Source organism: Geodermatophilus telluris, from assembly GCF_900102745.1.
GTDB classification, from domain to species: Bacteria; Actinomycetota; Actinomycetes; order Mycobacteriales; family Geodermatophilaceae; genus Geodermatophilus; species Geodermatophilus telluris.
This window is the reverse complement of sequence record NZ_FMZF01000004.1, coordinates 87,393-105,771: the sequence shown is the minus strand read 5'-3', so window position 1 is coordinate 105,771 and position 18,379 is coordinate 87,393. Positions and strand designations below refer to the sequence as shown.

The following is an 18,379-nucleotide window of genomic DNA, read 5'->3' as shown; positions in this document are numbered from 1 at the left end:
ATCGGTGGCGACGGCGGACGGGTGTCCGTGCGCGACGCGACGGCGAGGAGCGACGATGACGCCAGGACCCGCCGGAGCCGGCGCCCCACCACCCCGGGGGCCGCTCGCGGGCGTGCTGGTGGCCGACTTCTCCCGCATCCTGGCCGGCCCCTACGCCACGATGCTGCTGGCCGACCTCGGCGCCGAGGTGGTCAAGGTCGAGGGCCCCGGCGGCGACGACACCCGCACCTGGCAGCCCCCCGTCCGGGACGGCGTCTCCACCTACTACCTGGGCGTCAACCGCAACAAGCGGTCGGTGGCGCTGGACCTCGGGGACGACGCCGACCTGGCCGCCGCCCGCGAGCTGGCCCGCCGCGCCGACGTGCTGGTGGAGAACTTCAAGCCCGGCGGACTGGCCCGCTTCGGCCTGGACTACGAGACGGTGGCCGCGACCAACCCGGCGGTCGTCTACGCCTCGATCAGCGGCTTCGGCAGCGGGCCCGGCGGCCGGTCGCTGCCCGGCTACGACCTCATCGTGCAGGCCATCTCCGGGCTGATGAGCCTCACCGGCGACCCCGACGGCGACCCCTACCGCGCCGGGGTCGCGGTCTTCGACGTGATGGCCGGGCTGCACGCCACCATCGGCGTCCTGTCGGCGCTCAACCTGCGGCACACCACCGGCCGGGGCCAGCACGTCGAGGTCAACCTGCTCGCCAGCGCGCTGTCGGGGCTGGTCAACCAGACCTCGGCCTACGTCGCCGGCGACGTCGTCCCGTTCCGGATGGGCAACAGCCACCCGAGCCTGTTCCCCTACGAGCCGCTGCCCTGCGCCGACGGGGACCTCATCGTCACCGCCGGCAACGACGGCCAGTTCCGCAAGCTGGTCCAGGTCCTCGGCGTCCCGGAGCTGGCCGACGACCCGCGGTTCCTGCGCAACGAGGACCGCACCGCCAACCGCGGGCAGCTGCGCCCGCTGCTGGTCGAGCGGCTGGCGACCCGGACGAAGACGGAGTGGTTCCGCGACATCAGCGCCGCGGGCGTCCCGTGCGGGCCGATCAACACGATCGACCAGGGCGTCGCGTTCGCCGAGGAGATCGGTCTCGACCCCGTCGTCACCGCCGGGGAGGGCGCCGCCGCCGTGCCCTCGATCCGCAACCCGATCACCTTCTCCGACACCGCCGCCGAGTACCGGCTGCCGCCGCCGGCGGTCGACGAGCACGGCGAGGAGATCCGCCGCTGGCTGGCCGAGAGGGAGGAGGCGCCGTGACCTCCGGGGAGGGGTACCCGACCGCGCTGGGCGCCTCCAGCCGGGAGTCCATCACCCTGCTGGGCACCGACCTCGCGCGCGACGTCATGGGCAGCGTCGGTTTCGGCGAGCTGGCGTTCTGGCTGGCCACCCAGCGCCGGCCCACGCCGGGGGAGACGCGGGTGTTCGAGGCGGTGCTCGCCGCGCTCGCCGACCACGGGTTCACCCCGACCGCGATCGTCACCCGGCTGACCTGGCTGTCCGCGCCGGACTCGGTGCAGGGCGCGCTGGCCGCCGGGCTGCTCGGCGGGGGCTCGCGCTTCCTCGGCGTCACCGAGGACTGCGGCCGCTTCCTGCACGAGGTGCTCGCCGGGGCGGGCGGACTGCCCGCCGACGACGCCGGCTGGGACGCCCTCGCGCTGGAGACGGTCACCGCGCAGCGCGCGGCCGGCCGGTTCGTCCCGGGCCTGGGCCACCACGTGCACAAGGACGGCGACCCGCGCACCCCACGGCTGTTCCAGATCGCCGCCGAGGAGGGGCTCACCGGCCCGCACCTGCGGCTGTTCGCCGCCATCGGCCGGGTGCACCCGCAGGTGCTGGGGCGGACGCTGCCGCTCAACGGCGCCGGCGTCTGCGGTGCCGCGCTGGCCGACCTCGGCCTACCGCTGGAGCTGCTGCGCGGGTTCGCCCTGCTGGCCCGCACCGCCGGGCTGATCGGCCAGCTCGCCGAGGAGATCCGGCACCCCGTCGCCAACGACGTCTTCCTGTCCGTCGACCTGCACAACCGCTCCGTCGCCCCTGACCCCTACGAGCCCGACGACCTGGGAGGCACCCATGGCTGAGCTGGCCGCGGTCATCGCGTCCACCCACCACCCCTTCTACCATCGCGCGAGCACCGCGACCGGTGCCGACCGGCCGCCGTTCGCCGACGAGTGGGTGGCCAAGATCGAGCGGTTCCGGGAGACGCTCACCCGCGCCGAGCCCGACGTGCTGGTGATGGTCGGCAGCGACCACTTCCACCAGCTGTGGCTGGACAACATGCCGCAGTTCCTCGTCGGCAAGGCGCCCTTCTTCGACGCCAACTTCTACAACGAGGAACGCGAGTTCGGCCTGCCGCGGATGACGCTGCGCGGCGAGGAGGACCTGGCCGCGCACCTGCTGCGCGACGGCCTCGACCGCGACTTCGACCTGGCCTTCTCCAACGAGCTGCGGATCGACCACAGCATCACGTGCCCGATCATCACGCTGCGCCCGCAGGCCGACCTGCCGATCGTGCCGGTCTACACCAACATCTTCGCCCCGCCGCTGCCGCAGCCGCGGCGGTTCGTGGCGCTGGGGAAGGCCATCCGGGAGATGGTCGAGTCCTGGGAGTCGGACAAGCGGGTCGCCGTCATCGGCACCGGCCACCTGTCGCTGGAGCTCGGCGGCCCGCGCCAGTTCGGCGAGCACGGTCCCGACCCGGAGTTCGACCGCAGGGCGGTGGAGTGGATCGCCTCCGGCGACGTCGAGGGCTGCCTGGCCGAGGTGTCGCTGGACAGCCTGCACGCCCCGGGCAACGCCACCCACGGGTTCATGGACTTCATGCTGATGATGGGCGTGGCCGGCGAGGGTGCCAAGGCCGACCACGTCGACACCCTCGACCTGTTCCACACCATGGAGGCCTACTTCACCTGGTACCCGAACGGCGTCCCCGGAGAGGCGGCCTCGGCATGAGCCGGTACCTGCTGGACAAGTTCCTCTACACCGTCGACCGCGACCCCGAGCTCGTCGAGCGCTACCGCGAGGACCCGGCCGGCACGGTGGCGTGGTGGGAGGCCGAGATGGCCAACCGGATCCTCAACTGCACCGCCGACGAGCGCTCCACCTGGCTGGCGTTCACCGAGGACGAGCGGCGGGCCCTGCGCCAGCACGACCACGTGACGCTGTTCCAGATGGGCGCCCACCCGTTCCTCACGCTCACGCTGTTCATCGCGATGTTCGAGCGCGACCACGGGCCGCTGGAGTACCAGAAGGCCTACGGGCAGGCGATGGCGCACCTCTCGCTGCCCTACCCCGACATCAGCACCTGACGTGCGCGCCGCCGTCGTCCGCACGCCCGGGACGCCGCCCGAGCACGCCGGGCACCCCGACCCGGTCGCCGGGCCCGGCCGCAGCCTGGTGCGGGTCACCGCCGCGCCGATCGTGCCGCTGGACCTGCTCTGCGCCTCGGGCACGTCCTACTTCGGGGTCCCGTCGGTGCCCTACGTGCCGGGCGTGCAGGGCGTCGGCGTCGTCGAGCGGTCCGGCGCGCTGCCGGTGGGCACGCGGGTGTGGTTCGCGACGCCGGCCGGGATGGCCCCCGGCGACGGCGGCCTCGCGGAGCGCTGCGCCGTCGCCGACGACGACCTCGTGCCGCTGACGGCGGACCTGCCGGACCCGGCGGTCGCGGCGCTGGGCACGTCCGCGGTGGCCGCGTGGACGAGCCTGACCTGGCGGGGCCGGCTTCAGCCGGGGGAGGCCGTCGTCGTCCTCGGGGCCGGCGGGGCGGTCGGGCAGGTCGCCGTCGGGGCGGCGCGCGTGCTCGGCGCGGGACGGGTGGTCGCGGTGTGCCGCTCGGCCGCCGCGCAGGAGCGCGCCCGGGCGGCCGGCGCCGACGCCGTCGTGCCGATGGCGGGGGACGCCGACGCGCTCACCGCCGCGCTGGCGCGGGCCTGTCCGGACGGCGCGCACGTCGTCGTCGACCCGGTGTTCGGCGTCGCGGCGACGGCGGCCTCGCGCGTGCTGGCCCCGGGTGGGCGGCTTGTCAACCTGGGCGGTGCGTCCGGTGACGAGGCGGTGTTCTCCTCGGCGGTGCTGCGCGGCCGGTCGGCGGAGGTGCTCGGCTACACCAACAACGCGCTGACCCCGGCGCAGCGCCGCGACGCGCTGGGGGCGGTCCTCGACGCGGCCGCCGCAGGCCGGGTCGCCGTCGCGCACGAGACCGTCCCGCTGGCCGGCGTCACCGCCGCCTGGCAGCGCCAGGCCACCGGCGAGGCCGGGGTGCGGCTGGTGGTCACGCCCTAGCGTCCGGCCGGGGCGGCGCGCACGTGGATGCGCTCACCCTGCGGGCCGAAGAGGCCGAGCACCTCGGCGGCCCGGTCGTCGGGGTTGCCGAGCCAGTGCGGGGTGCGGGTGTCGAACTCGGCCACCTCGCCGGGCGTCAGGGTCACGTCGGCGTCGCCGAGCAGCAGCCGCAGCCGCCCCGACAGCACGTAGACCCACTCCCAGCCCTCGTGCGAGCGCAGCTCGCCGGGCTCCCCGCCCCAGCGCGGCGGCAGCACCATCTTGTAGGCCTGCAGCCCGCCCGGACGCCGGGTCAGCGGCAGGAACGTCGCGCCGTGGCGGGTGAGGGGCCGCAGCCGCACCCGCGGGTCGCCGGTCTCGGGCGCGTCGACGAGCTCGTCGAGCGGCACCTGGTGGGCACGGGCCAGCGGCAGCAGCAGCTCCAGGGTGGGACGGCGCTGCCCCGACTCCAGCCGCGAGAGGGTGGACACCGAGATGCCGGTGTCCTCGGCGAGCTGCTGCAGGGTGGCGCCGCGCTGCCGGCGCAGCTCGCGCAGGCGGGGGCCCACGGCGTCCAGGACGCCGTCGAGGTCGGTCACGCGGCTCAGTTTGCCGTTTCAGCAACAGAGTTTGTCAAGTCGGCACGGGCGGGTGCACCGTGTCGGGCATGGACGAGACGTACGACGTGGTGGTCGTCGGTGGGGGAGCGGCCGGGCTTTCCGGCGCCCTCGCCCTGGGACGGGCGCGCCGCTCGGTGGCCGTGGTGGACGACGGCACGCCGCGGAACGCGCCCGCGCACGAGATGCACAACTACCTGGGCCGCGACGGCACGCCGCCCGGGGAGCTGCTCGCCGCGGGGCGGGCCGAGGTGGCCGGCTACGGCGGCGTGCTGGTCGAGGACACGGTGACCGCGGTCGGCGGGACGGCCGGCGCGTTCACCGTCGAGCTGGCCGGCGGCCGGGTGCTGGGCGCGCGTCGGCTGCTGGTCACCACCGGCCTGACCGACGAGCTGCCGGAGATCCCGGGGGTGCGGGAGCTGTGGGGCACCGACGTCCTGCACTGCCCGTACTGCCACGGCTGGGAGGTGCGCGACCAGCCGGTCGGCGTGCTGGCCACCGGACCGATGTCGCTGCACCAGGCCCAGCTGTGGCGGCAGTGGAGCGCCGACGTCGTCTTCTTCCTGCACACCGCGCCGGAGCTCGACGACGCCACCGCCGAGGCGCTCGCGGCCCGCGGGGTCCGGGTGGTGCGCGGCGAGGTGGCGGCCCTGGAGACCGACGGCGGCCGGCTGACCGGCGTCCGGCTGGCGGGCGGGGAGGTCGTGCCCCGCGCCGCGGTCGTCGTCGCCCCGCGGTTCACCGCCCGCTCGGCCGTGCTCGCCGGTCTCGGGCTGGAGCCCGAGCCGTTCCGGATGGGCGATGCGGTCGTCGGCTCGCACGTGCCGGTCGACCCGCGCGGCGCCACCGCGGTGCCCGGCGTCTGGGCGGCGGGCAACGTCGCCGACCCGGGTGCGCAGGTCATCGGCGCGGCGGCCGCCGGCCTCCTGGCCGGTGCCGCGGTCAACGCCGACCTGGTCGCCGAGGACACCCGGGCCGCGGTCGAGGTGCTCCGCGCGCAGAGCGACCCGGAGTACGGCGAGCAGTGGTGGGAGGAGCGCTACCGCTCGCACGGGGACGGCGTCTGGAGCGGCCGGGTCAACGACGTGCTGGCCACCGAGGCCGCCGACCTGCCCCCGGGCCGCGCGCTGGACGCCGGGGCCGGCGAGGGCGGGGACGCCGTGTGGCTGGCCCGCCGCGGGTGGGCGGTCACCGCGCTGGACCTCTCCCGCACGGCGCTCGACCGCGCCGCCGCCGCGGCCGGGGCGGCCGGGCTGACGCTCGACACCCGCAAGGCCGACGTCTCCTCGTGGCAGCCGGGCGAGGAGCGCTGGGACCTGGTGACGGCGTCGTTCCTGCACTTCCCGCCCGCCACCCGCGACGACGTGCTGCGGACGCTGGCCTCGGCGGTCACCCCCGGCGGCACGCTGCTGGTGACGATGCACGACGGCAGCGACGTCTCCCACGGCGTCCAGCGACCGGGCCTGCCCGAGTGGTACGCCACCGGCGCGCAGCTGGCCGCCGTCCTCGAGCCCGCCGAGTGGGAGGTCCAGGTGGCCGAGAGCCGTCCGCGACAGGCCCGCGTGCACGAGGCGCACGGCCACGGCGACCACGTGCACGTGGCCGACGCCGTGCTGCGGGCGCGGCGCCGTCAGCCGTCGTCGGGCTCGGCGGTGTAGAGCGGGCGGAGCCGGGCGGGCGGGGTGAAGGGCCGCCAGCCCTCCCGGCTCTGCGCGAGGCGGTCGGCCACCAGCCACAGCACCGCCGGGTCGTGGCCCATGCCGAGGTGGCTGGCCAGGACGCCGACGTTCTCCGCGGTCGGCCCGGTCGCCTGCCGGCAGGCCCGCCAGTCGACGACGCCGTCCCACCGCGACCAGACCGCGGTGCTCGGCACCGGCAGCGGGCCGCCGAGGCCGCCGCGGGGCGGGACGGCGTGCAGCGGCCGGTGGCGGGCGTAGGCGCGGGCGCCGGGGCTGCCGTCGCCGGGCCCGCCGGCCAGGCCGAAGGGGGACCCGAGGCTCACCACCTGGCGCACCTGCCGCGGGACGCGCAGCGCCAGCCGCCGCGCGTAGATCCCGCCCAGGCTCTGCCCGACGATGCTCACCGGCCCGCCGTGCTGCTCGGCCAGCCGCCGCACCAGCCGCGGCAGCTCGTCGGTGACCTCCCTGGTCGGCCCCCGGTTGCGGCCGAGCTCCCACCCCACCACCGGGTAGCCCAGCCCGCGCAGCCAGCGCCGCAGGGTGAGCGTGGAGGCGTCGGAGGCGAGCAGCCCCGGCAGCACGAGGACGGCGTGCCGTTCCCCGCGCGGGGCGCCGCGCAACAGCGGCCAGGTGACGGCGAGCGCGCCCGCGCTGGCGGCCGCGCGCACCGGTTCGGTCGCGGCGAGCAGGCGGCGGTCGGGAGACCAGGGCACGGGCTTCCTCCGGCGGCAGTCGGGTGGTGCCCGGGGCGCATACCCGGCCGGACGCGCGGGGACCCTCCGCATGACGCGGGATCGGTCACCTCCTCCGGGCCGCTCCCCGCCCGGACCCTCGCGTCATGCCGGGCGGCCGGAGGGGTCTTCACCCGTGCACGGCCCCCGCGGCGACGGCGCCGCACCGGGCCACACACGGAGGAGCCCCCATGACCAGCACGCTCAAGCGCTCGGCCTTCTGTCTGGCCGCGACCACCGCGCTCGTCACCGGCGTCGCCGGCACGGCGAGCGCCCAGCCGGTCGCCGTCCAGGACGGCCTGGTGAACGTCGCCGTCGGTGACGTCACGATCCTCGAGGACGTCAACATCGGCGTCGCCGCCCAGGTCGTGGCCCAGATCTGCGGGGTGAACGTCGGACCCGTGGCCGTCCTCGGGCGCGCGGTCGACCGCAGCGGCACCGACAGCACCGTCTGCGAGAGCAACATGGAGCCGGTGACGATCACGCAGAACTGACCCGCCCGGTGCGGTCCTGCTGACCGCACCCGAGACCCCCTGACCGGGGACGGGAACCCCCCGTCACCGTCCCCGGTCGGGGCGCCTCGCCCCTCCGTCGGGAACCGTCCCCCGGCCCCGGCGGAGGGGCCTCAGCGCGGGTGCAGGAGCGTCCGCTGGGCCATGTCCGAGGTGGCCAGCACCTCGCTGAGGAACTCCGACGCCGCCCCGGCGACGTCGGCCAGCTCGCCGGCGGGGGTGCCGCGCAGCACGTCGAGCAGCACCTCGTGGTGCACGCGCGCGACCTCGAGGATCCCGAGGCCCCCGGTGACCGCGGCCCGGCCGAGCTCGTACCCGCGGTTCAGCGAGGCCTCGCTGCGGCGGGCGAGGTGGGACAGGAACCCGACGCGGTAGTCGCGGGCGAACCCCTCCGCGCCGGTCACGCCGCACCGCCCCGCAGGGCCGTCACCGGGCGCCGGGGACCGACCGCCCGGTCGAGGAGGGCCAGGCCCTCCTCCAGGTCGAGCGCGGTGTGCAGCGACCCGGTGTCCATGCCCAGCGCCACCATCGTGAAGGCCACCTCCGGCTGGATGCCCACCACCACGGTCACCGCGCCGCGCAGCCGGGCGACCTCGCCGATCGTGCGCAGCGTCCGGGTGGCGAAGGAGTCCAGCACGTCGAGCGCGGCGACGTCGATGACCACCCCGCGCGCGCGGTCGCGGCCGATGCGGTCGACCAGGTCGTGTTGGAAGGCGGTCATCTGCGAGTCGTCGAGCGCGGTGTGGATCGAGGCGATCAGGTAGGGCCCCTGCCGCAGGATGGAGACCAGCCGGGGTCCGGTCACGGCCCACCCGTCCCGTCGTCCCTGCTCGTCGTGTAGCCGAGGAGGCGCTCGGCCTCCTCGAGGCCGCCCTGCAGGTCGCCGATGGTGTCCATCTTGCTCAGGTCCACGCCGATGGTCACCAGCGTCTGGGCGATCTTCGGCGACAGCCCCGTGATGATGACGCTGGCGCCCATGAGGCGGGAGGCGTCCACGGTCTGCACGAGGTGGTTGGCCACCGACTCGTCGACCTCGGGGACGCCGGTGATGTCGACGACGACCACCCGGGCGCGGTGCGTGCGGATGCCGGTGAGCAGCTGCTCGGTGAGCTGGCGGGCCCGCTCGCTGTCCAGCACCCCGATGATCGGCAGGATGAGCAGCCGCTCGCGCACCGGCAGCACCGGGGTGGACAGCTCGCGCAGCGCGTCCTGCTGCTGCCGGATGACCCGCTCGCGCTCCTCGACGAAGCTCACCGCGACGGTGTTGGCGATCCGGTTGGCCGCCGGCTCGTAGGCGTCGAGCACGCGGTTGAGCAGGCCGAAGTCCCGCTGGTACTTCTCGAACAGCGAGCGCGCCAGCACGTCGCGCAGGAGCAGCACGATGCCGACAACCTCGTGGGTCTCCACCCCGCGCGGGATGATCCGCTCGGAGAGGTCGCGGGCGTAGCGCTGCAGCGCCTCGACGCTGCCCGTCTCGAGCACCTCGACGTAGTTGTCGTAGACCGACGTCGTCTCGGCCGCCATCTCCTGCGGGGTCATCGCGTGCAGCAGGCCCGCCTGCTGGATGCGCTCGGACCACTCGTGCCGCAGCCGGGCGCGGTGCTCGCGCAGGTGCGCGACCAGCTGCGGCAGCAGCTGGTCCTCACCGGGGCTGTCGAAGCCGGCCGTCGTCGTCGCCGGTCCCTGGCTGCTGCTCATCGGTCCGCACACCACCTCGTCATCGTCACCGTCGTGCCCCGCCCCACCTCGGAGGCGATCGCGAACTCGTCCATCAACCGCCGGGCGCCGGGCAGCCCCAGGCCCAGGCCGGCGTAGGTGCTGTAGCCGTCCTGCAGCGCCCGCTCGACGTCGGGGATGCCGGGGCCGGCGTCCCGGGCGGTCACCTGCACGCCCCGGCGGGGCTGCTCGAGGACCTCCACCACCACCTCGCCGGACCCCGCGAACTTGACGATGTTGCGGGTCACCTCGGACACGGCGGTGGCGATCAGCGTCAGGTCGGTGGGGGAGAAGCAGCCGAGCCGGCCGGCCAGCTCCCGCGCGGCCTGCCGGGCCGCGACCACGTCGGCGTCGCCGTCGATCGGGATGCGCACCTCGTCGTCCCGCTGCGGCGCCCGCTCCAGCAGCGGCTGGCTGAGCGCGGCGCAGACGTCGCACTCGAGCAGGTGCCGCCCGGCGTCGACCTCGCGCTGGCGGCGGCGGTCACCGCTGGAGAGGGCGAAGAGCACCGGGCGGCAGCGGTCGGTCGGGGGCTCGGTGCGGTCCCGGGCGAGCAGGTACTCCACCCGCAGCCGGGCCCGGGCGCGGTGCAGCTGCGCGGCGACGGCGCCGGCGGTCGAGCCGAGGTCGGTGGCCAGCGAGCGGGTGTCCCGGCCGGACACCTCGTGCGCGACCAGCGCCTCGCGGTCCCGCTCGGAGAGCCGGGCCAGCGCCGCGGCGACGGCGGAGCGCTCCTCCTCGGCGAGCAGCCCGCCCTCGGGGAGGTCCGGCGCGGTGAGGTCGACCACCCGGTGCCGGTTGCGCCGCTGCCGGTCCTCCTCGCGCCAGGCGGTCGCCACCACGTTGCGCGCGGTGGCGATGGCGTAGGGCTCGAGCATGCCCGGCTCGACCCGGCCGGAGGCGGCGAGCACGCGGGCCAGGGTCTCCTGCACGAGGTCCTCGGCGGTGGTGACGTCGGCGACGCGGGCCCCCACGATCCGGCGGACCATCGGGATCAGCGCGGCCACGGCGTCGGAGGCACCGGCCGCCGACCGCCCGACGCACCCCGTCGCCTCCACCGCGCGGACGCTACGCCCGGACGGCCGCCCCGGCGTGTCGTACGCACGCGGGGGCGGCCGTCCGGGGGCTCAGCGCTGGGTCAGGTAGGCATCCGCGGTGGCCCGCAGCCGCTCGTGCACGCCGTCGGCCGCGACGGCGCCGGGCAGGTACCGCTTGGCCAGCTTGGCGACCATCGTGTAGTTGGTGTCGACCACGTTGCCCACCGGAGCCAGCCCCGCCTGGCTGACCAGCTGCAGGGCGTCGAGGCGGTCCCAGCCGGTGAGCTCCGCCGCCCAGGTGACCAGGTCGTGCTGGCTGACCCGGAAGGCGTCCTCAAGCGGCCGCACCGAGCCGGTCGAGGCGAGGAACTCGTCGGTCTCCAGCCGCGGCCACGCCGGGCCGCCGCCCTTCACCAGGTCCACCACGACGACGGTGTGCATCGCCGACTCGACCGCCGTCCCGCACACCTCGCCCTCCCCCTGCCGGCAGTGCCCGTCACCGAGGGACAGCTGACCGCCGGGCACGTTGACGCCGAAGTACACCGTCGTGCCGGCCCGCACCTCGGGGGTGTCCATGTTCCCGCCGTGCGCGCCGGGCGTGATGCTGGCGAACACCTCGCCGGACGCCGGGGCGACGCCGATCGTGCCGTGCATGGGGTCGAGCGGGAGCTCCACCTCCGGGCCGCCCCGGCGAGGGCGGAACAGGCAGGTGCCGCGCTCGCGGTCGATCTCGTAGAGCCAGACGAGCTCCTCGAGGGCGTCGTGCAGCATCGCCGTCGAGTGGGTGGTGGTCAGCGCGCCGAAGTGCGGGAACGTGCTCGACACCGCCCAGTCGCGGGCCGGTGCGATGTCGACCAGGTGCACCGCGAGGGTGTCCCCGGGCTCGGCGCCCTCCACCGCGATCGGCCCGGTGACCGGGTTGAGGTAGGGGAACCGGCACACCTGGCTGGGCAGGTCGTCGACGGAGCGCACCTCGCCGCCGTAGCAGTCCTCGGTGGTCAGCTCCACCACGGTGCCCGGCCGCACCGTCAGCAGCGGCTCGCCACCGCCGAACGAGAAGCGGTACTGCTCCGGCGTCGGCTCCAGCCGGACGACCTCCAGGGACGCCGTCACAGGCTCTCCTCCGCCCGGATCTCGGGCTTGCGGCCGGTGGCGACCAGCACGCCCATGAGGACCAGGCCGACGACCAGCCAGACGAAGCCCAGCGTCTGCGCCGCCACCTGGGCGTTGATGATCACGTACACGAGGATCGCGAACCCGATGACCGGCACCGCCAGGTGCAGCCACCAGTTCCTGCTGCCGTTCCGGACGACGTGGTGGACGACGACCGAGACGTGCAGCAGCAGGAACGCCGACAGGGCACCGAAGTTCACCAGCGTGGACAGCAGCGTGATGCCGTCCTCGCGGGTGGTCATGTACCAGCCCAGGACGAGGGAGACCGCGGCCACGACGAAGGTGGCGTTGACGGGGACGCGCCGGGTCGGGTGCACCTGCTTGAGGAAGGCGGGCAGCTGGCGGTCGCGGGCCATCGCGAACAGCAGCCGCGAGGTGGCCGCCTGCGCGACGAGGGAGTTGGCGAAGCCCCACGCGATGGCCGTCGCCAGCGCCGTCAGGGTGGCCAGCCAGGCGCCGCCGGCGACGTCGGCCGCGTCGTAGAACGCGGTGCCCGCGGCGTCGCCCTCGGCGATGAGCGTGTCGGGGTCGGGCACCAGCAGCGCGGCGACCCAGGTCTGCACGATGAACAGCGTCCCGGCCAGCGCCAGCGCGGCGATCATCGCCTTGCCGATCGAGCGGGCCGAGTCGCGGTTCTCCTCGGCGAGGGTGGAGATGCCGTCGAAGCCGAGGAAGCTCAGCACCGCGACCGACACCGCGCCGAAGACCAGCTCGAGGGAGAACGTGTCGGCGTTGTAGACCGGGGAGAAGTCGAAGCCGCGGCCCTCGCCGGAGGCCAGCGCGACGACGCCGATCACCAGGAAGACCGCCAGCACGACGAGCTCGCCGACCAGCATGACCTTGTTGACCCGCGCGGTGAACTCGATGCCGAAGTAGTTGACCACGGTGTTGAGGACGACGAAGCCGACCAACCACACGATCACCGGCACCGAGGGGACGATCGAGTTCATCGCGATCGCGGCGATGAGGTAGAGCAGCGCCGGGACCAGCACGTAGTCGAGCAGGATCATCCAGCCGGCGATGAACCCGACCGGCTGGGCGATGCCACGCCCGGCGTAGGTGTAGACCGAGCCGGCCATCGGGAAGGCGCGCGACATCTGCGAGTACGACGCCGCGGTGAAGGCCATCGCCAGGCCGCCGATCGCGTAGGCCAGGGCGACCATGCCGCCCGACGCCTGGAAGACGCCGCCGAAGATGCCGAACGGGGCGATCGGCACCATGAAGACCAGGCCGTAGACCAGCAGGTCGGTGAAGCTCAGCGAGCGCTTGAGCTCCTGGCGGTAGCCGAACTCCTCGACGCCGGCGGCCCCGGCGGCGGGCACCGCGCCGGCACCGGTGCTCCCGGCGGGCGAGGACTGGGTGGTGCGGGGGTCGCTCACGACTCCTCCTCTCGGCCGGCTCGCGTGCCGGACGCGGGGAGGGTAGGCCGAGATCCTTCCAAGCGGAAGCACCGGGGTCAGGCCGGGTGACCCACCTCCCGGAAGACCAGCCCGTCGGCGCGGGCCAGCCGGGCGCGGGGCGGGCGGGGGCGGGCCGGCGTCCGGTCGTCGAGCAGGGCGGCCGCGGTCCGGACGCCGTCGTGCACCCCACGGGCGTAGGCGCACACGACCGGCGCGTCCGGCCCGGCGTGCGCGGCCAGCCGCTCCTGCAGGGCGAGCTGCCCCTCGTCGGCGGCGTCGGACGCGGCGGCGGCGAAGGAGGGCATGCAGGCGTAGAGCTCGCCGGTGTCGTCCCCGCCGATCGCGTAGAGGCCGTTCTCCTCCAGCGCTCCGGACAGGCGCACGACGCGGCGGCCGAGGCCTGCGCGGCCGAAGGCGCGGTTGAACGCCACCAGGTCGCGGCCGACCAGGCTGAGCAGGACCGCGTCGGCGCGGGTGCGGCGGACCAGGTCGAGCGCCGGACCCGGGTCGGCCGGGCCGAAGGGCACCAGCAGCTCGCCGACGACGTCGGCCCCCAGGTCGCGCAGCACGGCGCGGGCGGCGTGGTGCACCGCCTGCGGCCACACGTAGTCGGTGCCCAGCAGCACCCAGCGCCGGGCGCGCCGGTGCCGCACCAGCCAGGCGAGCGCGGCGGCGTGCTGGACCGGCGGCGAGGAGCCGATCCGCAGCGCCCCGCGGGTGCCGCGGCCGCCCTCGTGCGGCGGGGTGAACACGTAGGGCGTGCGGCCGGCGAGGACGGCGGCGACGGCCCGCGAGACGTCGCTGGTGGAGAAGCCGACGACGGCGTCCACCGCGCCCGCGGCCTGCAGCGCGGCGACGTCGGCACCCACCTCGGCCGGACGGCGCCCGGCGTCCACGGTGACCAGCTCGAGCGGGCGGCCGCGGACCCCGCCGGCGTCGGTGAGCTCACCGGCGGCCAGGGTGGCCAGCCCCAGCGCCGAGGGCGCGGTCATCGCCAGCGGGCCCGACAGCGGCACCGCCAGCCCCACCCGGACGACGCCCGGGGCACGGCCGGTGACGGCGGCCTCCCACGCGTCCATCGGGACGGTCCATCGCGGCACGGGCTGAGTATGGTGCGCTCATGTCGGTCGAGCAGCGGGCCGCGGGGGTGGACGGCGCGACGTGTCCCGCCTCCCTGGTGGAGCTGCTCACCGTGGTGTCCCGGCGGGTGGCGCGGGGCGTGACCGCGGCGCTGGCCGAGGACGGCGCCAGCCTGGACTCCTACCGGGTGATGCGCGCGCTGGCCGCCGGTCCCGGGCGCTCGATGAGCGAGCTGGGCACCGTGCTGTGCCTGCCCCCGCCGACCGCCACCCGCCTCGTCGACGGACTGGTCGACGCCGCGCTGGCCCACCGGCTGCCCGACCCCGCCGACGGCCGCCGGGTGCGGGTGCACCTCTCCCCGCGCGGGCGGCTGCGGCTGGACCGGCTGGAGGCGCTGGTGGCCGCGCACGAGTCCGCGCTGGCCGCCGAGCTGGGGGCCGGGCGGGTCAGCGCCCTGGTCCGCGCGCTCACCGACCTCGTCTGAGGCGGGCAGGGCCGGTCAGTCCGAGGGCGGCAGCACCCGGGGGAGGAAGACCTCGTCGATCGGGCGCGGGCCCACGTACTGCCGGCAGGTGCAGGGCACCCAGGTGTGGCCGGCCCAGCGGCCGCGCCGGTCGTAGGCGTCGCGGCGCAGCTCGGCGTAGCAGGTGTTGGTGGCGGTGTCGTGCTGGCTGAGCGGGTGGCCGCAGCCGCACACCGGCGTCGGGAGGGGCGGCGGCCCGGCGGGGGGACGGCGGCGGCCGATCCGCCCGGCCGCGAAGCCGAGGGCCAGCAACACCGCACCGACCACCAGGCTGACTGGTTCCACCGTCCCTGCTCCTCCCGACGCGCTGCTCCCCGACGGTAACGCCGGGAGAGCGGCCGCGGTGCCCCGGCGCGACCGCGCCTCCTGGGGTGTTCCCCGTCCACCGGGGGCGCTGCCGGACCCCCGGAGCGCGGGGAACGCCCCCGGCGAGGCCGGCGCCGGGCCCCTGATCAGGTGGTTAGGCCCGCTGTGGCCCGGGGCACACCTCGATCGTGGATGCGTACGCGGTCGGGTTCGCCCGGCCTGACCGGTGGTCCCGGGGCCGGCCGGCCGGGGAGAGCCGCCCCTGGCACGCCGTCGAGGCCCATCGTCCGCCCAACGAGCTCGACGGGGAGGTGGAGCTGGCGGTCTGCGGGGCCATCGTGCAGGTGTGGGGGTCCCAGCAGTGGGAGCGCGTGGGCACCGGCCGCACGGCCTGCCCCGAGTGCCGCCGGATCAGCGGGCCGGCGCTCGCACCTCCGCTCAGCCGCGCCGGCTGAGCGCCGCGGGTCAGCGGCGCCGGCCGCTGATCGCCGAGTGGCCGGTGATCTCCCGGCCGATGATGAGCGCCTGCACGTGGTCGGTGCCCTCGAAGGTGTAGATCGCCTCGATGTCGGCGTGGTGCCGGGCGATGTGGTGCTCGAGCAGGATGCCGTCGCCACCGAAGAGGTCGCGGGCGTCGGCCACGATCCGCCGGGCGGTCGCGCAGCAGTGCCGCTTGGCCAGCGAGGCCATCGCCGCGGTCATCCGGCCGGCGTCGGCCAGGCTGGACAGCCGCCAGCACATGAGCTGCATGGTGGTGATCTCGGCGAGCATCGTCGCGAGCTTCTCCTGCACCAGCTGGTAGCCGGCGATCGGCTGGCCGAACTGCTCGCGCTGGAGGCAGTGCGCCAGGGCCAGCTCGTAGGCCGCCGTCGCCACGCCGAGCGCCCGCCAGGCCACGGTGTAGCGGGTGCGGTCGAGGACGGTGGAGACGTCCTTGAACGACCGGCAGTTCGCCAGCTTGTCCTCCACCGGGACGCGGGCGCCCTCGAGGGTGATCTCGGCCTGCCACACCGCCCGCAGCGCCGTCTTGCCGGTCATCACCGTCGCGGTGAAGCCGGGGGTGCCCTTGTCGACGACGTACCCGCCGACGGCTCCCTCCTCGTCGCGCGCCCAGATGATCACGTGGTCGGCGATCGTGCCGTTGCCGATCCACTTCTTCTGCCCGTCGAGGACGAAGACGTCGCCGTCGCGGCGGGCACGGGTCTCCAGGGCGACGGCGTCCGAGCCGTGCCGGGGCTCGGTCAGGCCGAACGCGCCGATCTTCTCCATCCGCGCCATCGCGGGGAGGTAGCGCTGCTTCTGCTCCTCCGAGCCCAGCATCGCGATCGACTGCATCGCCAGGAAGCTGTGCACCCCGTTGAAGGTGCCGATGCTGCCGTCGGCGCGGGCCAGCTCGGCGGCCACCAGCCCGGCGGCGACGGCGCTCATGCCCGGGGAGCCGTAGCCCTGCACGGTGCCGCCGGCGATGCCGAGCTCGGCGAAGCCGGGCACCAGCTCGAAGGGGAACTCCGCGCGCTCCCAGTAGTCGTTGATCCGCGGCAGCACCTCGGTGTCGCACCACTTGCGCACGCGGTCGCGGACGGCGACCTCCTCGGGCGTGAGCAGGTCCTCGAGGGCGTAGAAGTCGGGCGACGACGGCTCGGTCACGAGCCGACGCTACGCGCGGGTGGGGCATGCTGCCGGGCGTGCGGATCGTGATCGCCCCCGACTCCTTCAAGGGCTCCCTGGCCGCCGCGGACGCCGCCGAGGCGGTCGCCCGCGGCCTGCTCCGCGAGCGCCCCGACGCCGAGGTGCTGCTGCGCCCGATGGCCGACGGCGGGGAGGGCACGGTCGCCGCCGCCCTCCGCGCGGGCTACACCGCGCGGGCGGTGACCGTCACCGGTCCCGACGGCCGCCCCGTCGAGGCGGAGTTCGCCGTCGACGGGACGACGGCGGTGGTGGAGATGGCCGCGGCCGCCGGGCTGGGGCTGCTCGCGGAGCCGGCGCCGACCACCGCCACCACCCGCGGCGTCGGCGAGCTGCTGCTGGCCGCCCTGGACGCCGGTGCCACGCGCGTCGTCGTCGGCCTGGGCGGCAGCGCCACCACCGACGGCGGCGCCGGCCTGCTGCAGGCCCTGGGGGTGCGGTTGCTCGATGCCGACGGCGCCGACGTCCCCCCCGGTGGCGCGGGCCTGGCCCGGCTCGACCGCGTGGACGCCGGGGGCGCCGACCCCCGCCTGCGCGACGTCGAGGTGCTGGTGGCCACCGACGTCGACAACCCGCTGACCGGCCCGGCCGGCGCCGCCGCCGTCTACGGGCCGCAGAAGGGCGCCACCCCCGAGCAGGTCGCCGAGCTCGACGCGGCGCTGGCCCGCTTCGCCGCCGTCGTCCGCCGCGACCTCGGCGTCGAGCTGGAGGGTGTCCCGGCGATGGGCGCGGCCGGCGGCACCACGGCGGGGATCGCCGCCGTCCTCACCTCGTCGGTCTCCTCCGGCGCGGAGCTGGTCGCCGACCTGGTCGGGCTGGACGCGGCGCTGGCCGGCGCCGACCTGGTGGTCACAGGGGAGGGCAGCCTCGACGGGCAGACGCTGCGCGGCAAGGCGCCCGCCGTGGTGCTCGCGCGGGCCCGCGCCGCCGGCGTCCCCTGCGTCGGCCTGGCCGGGCGGGTCCAGCTGGGCGAGGACGAGTGGCGCGCGGCCGGGTTCGCCGGCGCCGGCGCGCTGACCGACGTCGAGCCCGACGTCGCCCGCTGCCTCGCCGAGCCCGCGCCGGTGCTCACCGAGCTCGCCGCCCGGCTGCTGCCCGCGCACCTGCCTCAGCCGCCGAGCAGCCCCCGTGCGTAGGCCGCCTGGCCGGCGTGCTGCAGGTCGTCGTCGAGCACGGAGACCAGCCGGACGCCGAGGGTGACCGGCGGGTCCCACCGCTCGTCGACGACGCGGTCGAGGTCGTCGTCGGACAGCCCGCCGAGGAACTCCCGGCTGCGGGCGAGCACCGCGTCGAGGTACTCCAGCAGCAGGCCGGCCGAGGACACCCGCACCGAGGCGACCTCCTCCGGCGACATCCCGTAGCCGGTCGCGGCGTCGTCGACCGGGAGGGCGAACCGGCCGGCGTGGCCCTCCGCGGTCCACACCTGCTCGGTGCCGGCCACCTCGGCCACGTGGTCGTCCTGCACCCGCAGCGCGTGCCAGACCAGCCAGCCGACCGGGTTGGCGCCGGGGCCCGGGCGCTGCGCCAGCTGCTCGGGGGACAGGCCCTCGACCGCGGTCCGCAGGTGCTCGCCGACCTGGCCGTAGGCGTAGGAGAGGAGGTCGCTGCTGCGCATGCCGCAGCGCTACCCGTCGCGCTCGCGGGGGACGCCTGCGGCGGCCGGGCGACGGTAG

The 18,379-nt window shown here is 75.8% G+C and carries 22 protein-coding genes; 10 read left to right on the top strand and 12 right to left on the bottom strand.

What is annotated here, in order from left to right:
• Positions 1-55: 55 nt before the first annotated feature.
• From BLQ97_RS13915 to BLQ97_RS13895, 5 genes are read left to right on the top strand one after another with little or no spacing between them, the layout of a single operon-like run.
• Positions 56-1,246 (top strand): CaiB/BaiF CoA transferase family protein, encoded by a 1,191-nt coding sequence (locus BLQ97_RS13915; RefSeq protein ID WP_091366618.1) that lies wholly within the window; start codon positions 56-58, stop codon positions 1,244-1,246.
• Positions 1,243-2,067, top strand: coding sequence for a citryl-CoA lyase (locus BLQ97_RS13910; protein WP_091366617.1), 825 nt, complete (start codon positions 1,243-1,245; stop codon positions 2,065-2,067). The genes BLQ97_RS13915 and BLQ97_RS13910 overlap by 4 nt, the downstream gene beginning before the upstream one ends.
• A complete protein-coding gene (locus tag BLQ97_RS13905) occupies positions 2,060-2,938 on the top strand; it encodes a DODA-type extradiol aromatic ring-opening family dioxygenase (RefSeq protein ID WP_091366616.1) in 879 nt (292 codons plus the stop codon). The genes BLQ97_RS13910 and BLQ97_RS13905 overlap by 8 nt, the downstream gene beginning before the upstream one ends.
• On the top strand, positions 2,935-3,294 hold the full coding sequence (locus BLQ97_RS13900) for a hypothetical protein (RefSeq protein ID WP_091366615.1): 360 nt from the start codon (positions 2,935-2,937) through the stop codon (positions 3,292-3,294). Before BLQ97_RS13905 ends, BLQ97_RS13900 begins: the two co-directional genes overlap by 4 nt.
• Position 3,295: 1 nt before the next feature.
• Complete coding sequence (locus tag BLQ97_RS13895) at positions 3,296-4,267, top strand: quinone oxidoreductase family protein (RefSeq protein ID WP_091366614.1); 972 nt, start codon at positions 3,296-3,298, stop codon at positions 4,265-4,267.
• Here the strand turns inward: BLQ97_RS13895 and BLQ97_RS13890 are convergent.
• A complete protein-coding gene (locus tag BLQ97_RS13890; RefSeq protein ID WP_091366613.1) occupies positions 4,264-4,845 on the bottom strand; it encodes a helix-turn-helix domain-containing protein in 582 nt (193 codons plus the stop codon). The two genes, BLQ97_RS13895 and BLQ97_RS13890, sit on opposite strands and share 4 nt — an antisense overlap.
• A gap of 68 nt (positions 4,846-4,913) precedes the next feature.
• On the opposite strand from BLQ97_RS13890, the gene BLQ97_RS23950 reads away from it, so the two are divergent.
• On the top strand, positions 4,914-6,521 hold the full coding sequence (locus tag BLQ97_RS23950) for a bifunctional NAD(P)/FAD-dependent oxidoreductase/class I SAM-dependent methyltransferase (RefSeq protein ID WP_091366956.1): 1,608 nt from the start codon (positions 4,914-4,916) through the stop codon (positions 6,519-6,521).
• Here BLQ97_RS23950 and BLQ97_RS13880 read toward each other — a convergent pair.
• A complete protein-coding gene (locus BLQ97_RS13880) occupies positions 6,494-7,255 on the bottom strand; it encodes an esterase/lipase family protein (RefSeq protein WP_091366612.1) in 762 nt (253 codons plus the stop codon). The two genes, BLQ97_RS23950 and BLQ97_RS13880, sit on opposite strands and share 28 nt — an antisense overlap.
• A gap of 209 nt (positions 7,256-7,464) precedes the next feature.
• Here BLQ97_RS13880 and BLQ97_RS13875 point away from each other — a divergent pair, with 209 nt between their 5' ends.
• Entirely contained in the window at positions 7,465-7,767 is a 303-nt protein-coding gene (locus BLQ97_RS13875) for a hypothetical protein (protein WP_091366611.1), read from the top strand.
• Positions 7,768-7,898: 131 nt separating this feature from the next.
• On the opposite strand, the gene BLQ97_RS13870 is transcribed toward BLQ97_RS13875, so the two are convergent.
• The 7 genes from BLQ97_RS13870 to BLQ97_RS13840 all read right to left on the bottom strand — a co-directional run bounded on the left by BLQ97_RS13870 (position 7,899) and on the right by BLQ97_RS13840 (position 14,211).
• Complete coding sequence (locus tag BLQ97_RS13870) at positions 7,899-8,189, bottom strand: phosphatase RsbU N-terminal domain-containing protein (RefSeq protein ID WP_091366610.1); 291 nt, start codon at positions 8,187-8,189, stop codon at positions 7,899-7,901.
• A complete protein-coding gene (locus tag BLQ97_RS13865; protein ID WP_245692177.1) occupies positions 8,186-8,590 on the bottom strand; it encodes an STAS domain-containing protein in 405 nt (134 codons plus the stop codon). The genes BLQ97_RS13870 and BLQ97_RS13865 overlap by 4 nt, the downstream gene beginning before the upstream one ends.
• Entirely contained in the window at positions 8,587-9,483 is an 897-nt protein-coding gene (locus tag BLQ97_RS13860; protein WP_091366609.1) for an STAS domain-containing protein, read from the bottom strand. The genes BLQ97_RS13865 and BLQ97_RS13860 overlap by 4 nt, the downstream gene beginning before the upstream one ends.
• Positions 9,480-10,559 carry a sigma-70 family RNA polymerase sigma factor gene (locus tag BLQ97_RS13855; RefSeq protein ID WP_245692176.1) on the bottom strand — a complete coding sequence of 360 codons (1,080 nt, stop codon included), beginning with the start codon at positions 10,557-10,559 and terminating at the stop codon, positions 9,480-9,482. The genes BLQ97_RS13860 and BLQ97_RS13855 overlap by 4 nt, the downstream gene beginning before the upstream one ends.
• A gap of 69 nt (positions 10,560-10,628) precedes the next feature.
• Complete coding sequence (locus tag BLQ97_RS13850) at positions 10,629-11,651, bottom strand: acetamidase/formamidase family protein (RefSeq protein WP_091366608.1); 1,023 nt, start codon at positions 11,649-11,651, stop codon at positions 10,629-10,631.
• The gene (locus tag BLQ97_RS13845; RefSeq protein ID WP_245692175.1) at positions 11,648-13,090 is read right to left on the bottom strand and encodes an APC family permease; all 1,443 of its coding nucleotides are present in this window, start codon (positions 13,088-13,090) and stop codon (positions 11,648-11,650) included. The genes BLQ97_RS13850 and BLQ97_RS13845 overlap by 4 nt, the downstream gene beginning before the upstream one ends.
• 77 nt (positions 13,091-13,167) lie before the next feature.
• On the bottom strand, positions 13,168-14,211 hold the full coding sequence (locus BLQ97_RS13840; RefSeq protein WP_091366607.1) for an ABC transporter substrate-binding protein: 1,044 nt from the start codon (positions 14,209-14,211) through the stop codon (positions 13,168-13,170).
• Positions 14,212-14,231: 20 nt separating this feature from the next.
• Here BLQ97_RS13840 and BLQ97_RS13835 point away from each other — a divergent pair, with 20 nt between their 5' ends.
• A complete protein-coding gene (locus BLQ97_RS13835) occupies positions 14,232-14,675 on the top strand; it encodes a MarR family winged helix-turn-helix transcriptional regulator (RefSeq protein WP_091366606.1) in 444 nt (147 codons plus the stop codon).
• Positions 14,676-14,690: 15 nt separating this feature from the next.
• Here the strand turns inward: BLQ97_RS13835 and BLQ97_RS13830 are convergent, their stop codons facing one another.
• Complete coding sequence (locus BLQ97_RS13830; protein ID WP_091366605.1) at positions 14,691-14,999, bottom strand: hypothetical protein; 309 nt, start codon at positions 14,997-14,999, stop codon at positions 14,691-14,693.
• A 209-nt stretch (positions 15,000-15,208) separates the two neighbouring features.
• On the opposite strand from BLQ97_RS13830, the gene BLQ97_RS13825 reads away from it, so the two are divergent.
• Positions 15,209-15,475, top strand: a complete 267-nt coding sequence (locus BLQ97_RS13825) for a hypothetical protein (RefSeq protein WP_091366604.1) — start codon at positions 15,209-15,211, stop codon at positions 15,473-15,475.
• A 10-nt stretch (positions 15,476-15,485) separates the two neighbouring features.
• On the opposite strand, the gene BLQ97_RS13820 is transcribed toward BLQ97_RS13825, so the two are convergent.
• Positions 15,486-16,667: an acyl-CoA dehydrogenase family protein gene (locus tag BLQ97_RS13820; protein ID WP_091366603.1), complete on the bottom strand. Its 1,182-nt coding sequence runs from the start codon at positions 16,665-16,667 to the stop codon at positions 15,486-15,488.
• Between the two features lie 38 nt (positions 16,668-16,705).
• On the opposite strand from BLQ97_RS13820, the gene BLQ97_RS13815 reads away from it, so the two are divergent.
• Positions 16,706-17,842, top strand: coding sequence for a glycerate kinase (locus BLQ97_RS13815; RefSeq protein WP_245692174.1), 1,137 nt, complete (start codon positions 16,706-16,708; stop codon positions 17,840-17,842).
• Here the strand turns inward: BLQ97_RS13815 and BLQ97_RS13810 are convergent.
• Complete coding sequence (locus BLQ97_RS13810; protein WP_091366601.1) at positions 17,815-18,321, bottom strand: mycothiol transferase; 507 nt, start codon at positions 18,319-18,321, stop codon at positions 17,815-17,817. The two genes, BLQ97_RS13815 and BLQ97_RS13810, sit on opposite strands and share 28 nt — an antisense overlap.
• Positions 18,322-18,379: the final 58 nt, after the last annotated feature.

Excerpts from the sequence above, each read along its gene's own strand:
- BLQ97_RS13915 (WP_091366618.1), top strand. The coding sequence starts at position 56 with ATGACGCCAGGACCCGCCGGAGCCGGCGCCCCACCACCCCGGGGGCCG.
- BLQ97_RS13905 (WP_091366616.1), top strand. The coding sequence starts at position 2,060 with ATGGCTGAGCTGGCCGCGGTCATCGCGTCCACCCACCACCCCTTCTAC.
- BLQ97_RS13900 (WP_091366615.1), top strand. The coding sequence starts at position 2,935 with ATGAGCCGGTACCTGCTGGACAAGTTCCTCTACACCGTCGACCGCGAC.
- BLQ97_RS23950 (WP_091366956.1), top strand. The coding sequence starts at position 4,914 with ATGGACGAGACGTACGACGTGGTGGTCGTCGGTGGGGGAGCGGCCGGG.
- BLQ97_RS13875 (WP_091366611.1), top strand. The coding sequence starts at position 7,465 with ATGACCAGCACGCTCAAGCGCTCGGCCTTCTGTCTGGCCGCGACCACC.
- BLQ97_RS13860 (WP_091366609.1), bottom strand. The coding sequence starts at position 9,483 with ATGAGCAGCAGCCAGGGACCGGCGACGACGACGGCCGGCTTCGACAGC.
- BLQ97_RS13835 (WP_091366606.1), top strand. The coding sequence starts at position 14,232 with ATGTCGGTCGAGCAGCGGGCCGCGGGGGTGGACGGCGCGACGTGTCCC.
- BLQ97_RS13810 (WP_091366601.1), bottom strand. The coding sequence starts at position 18,321 with ATGCGCAGCAGCGACCTCCTCTCCTACGCCTACGGCCAGGTCGGCGAG.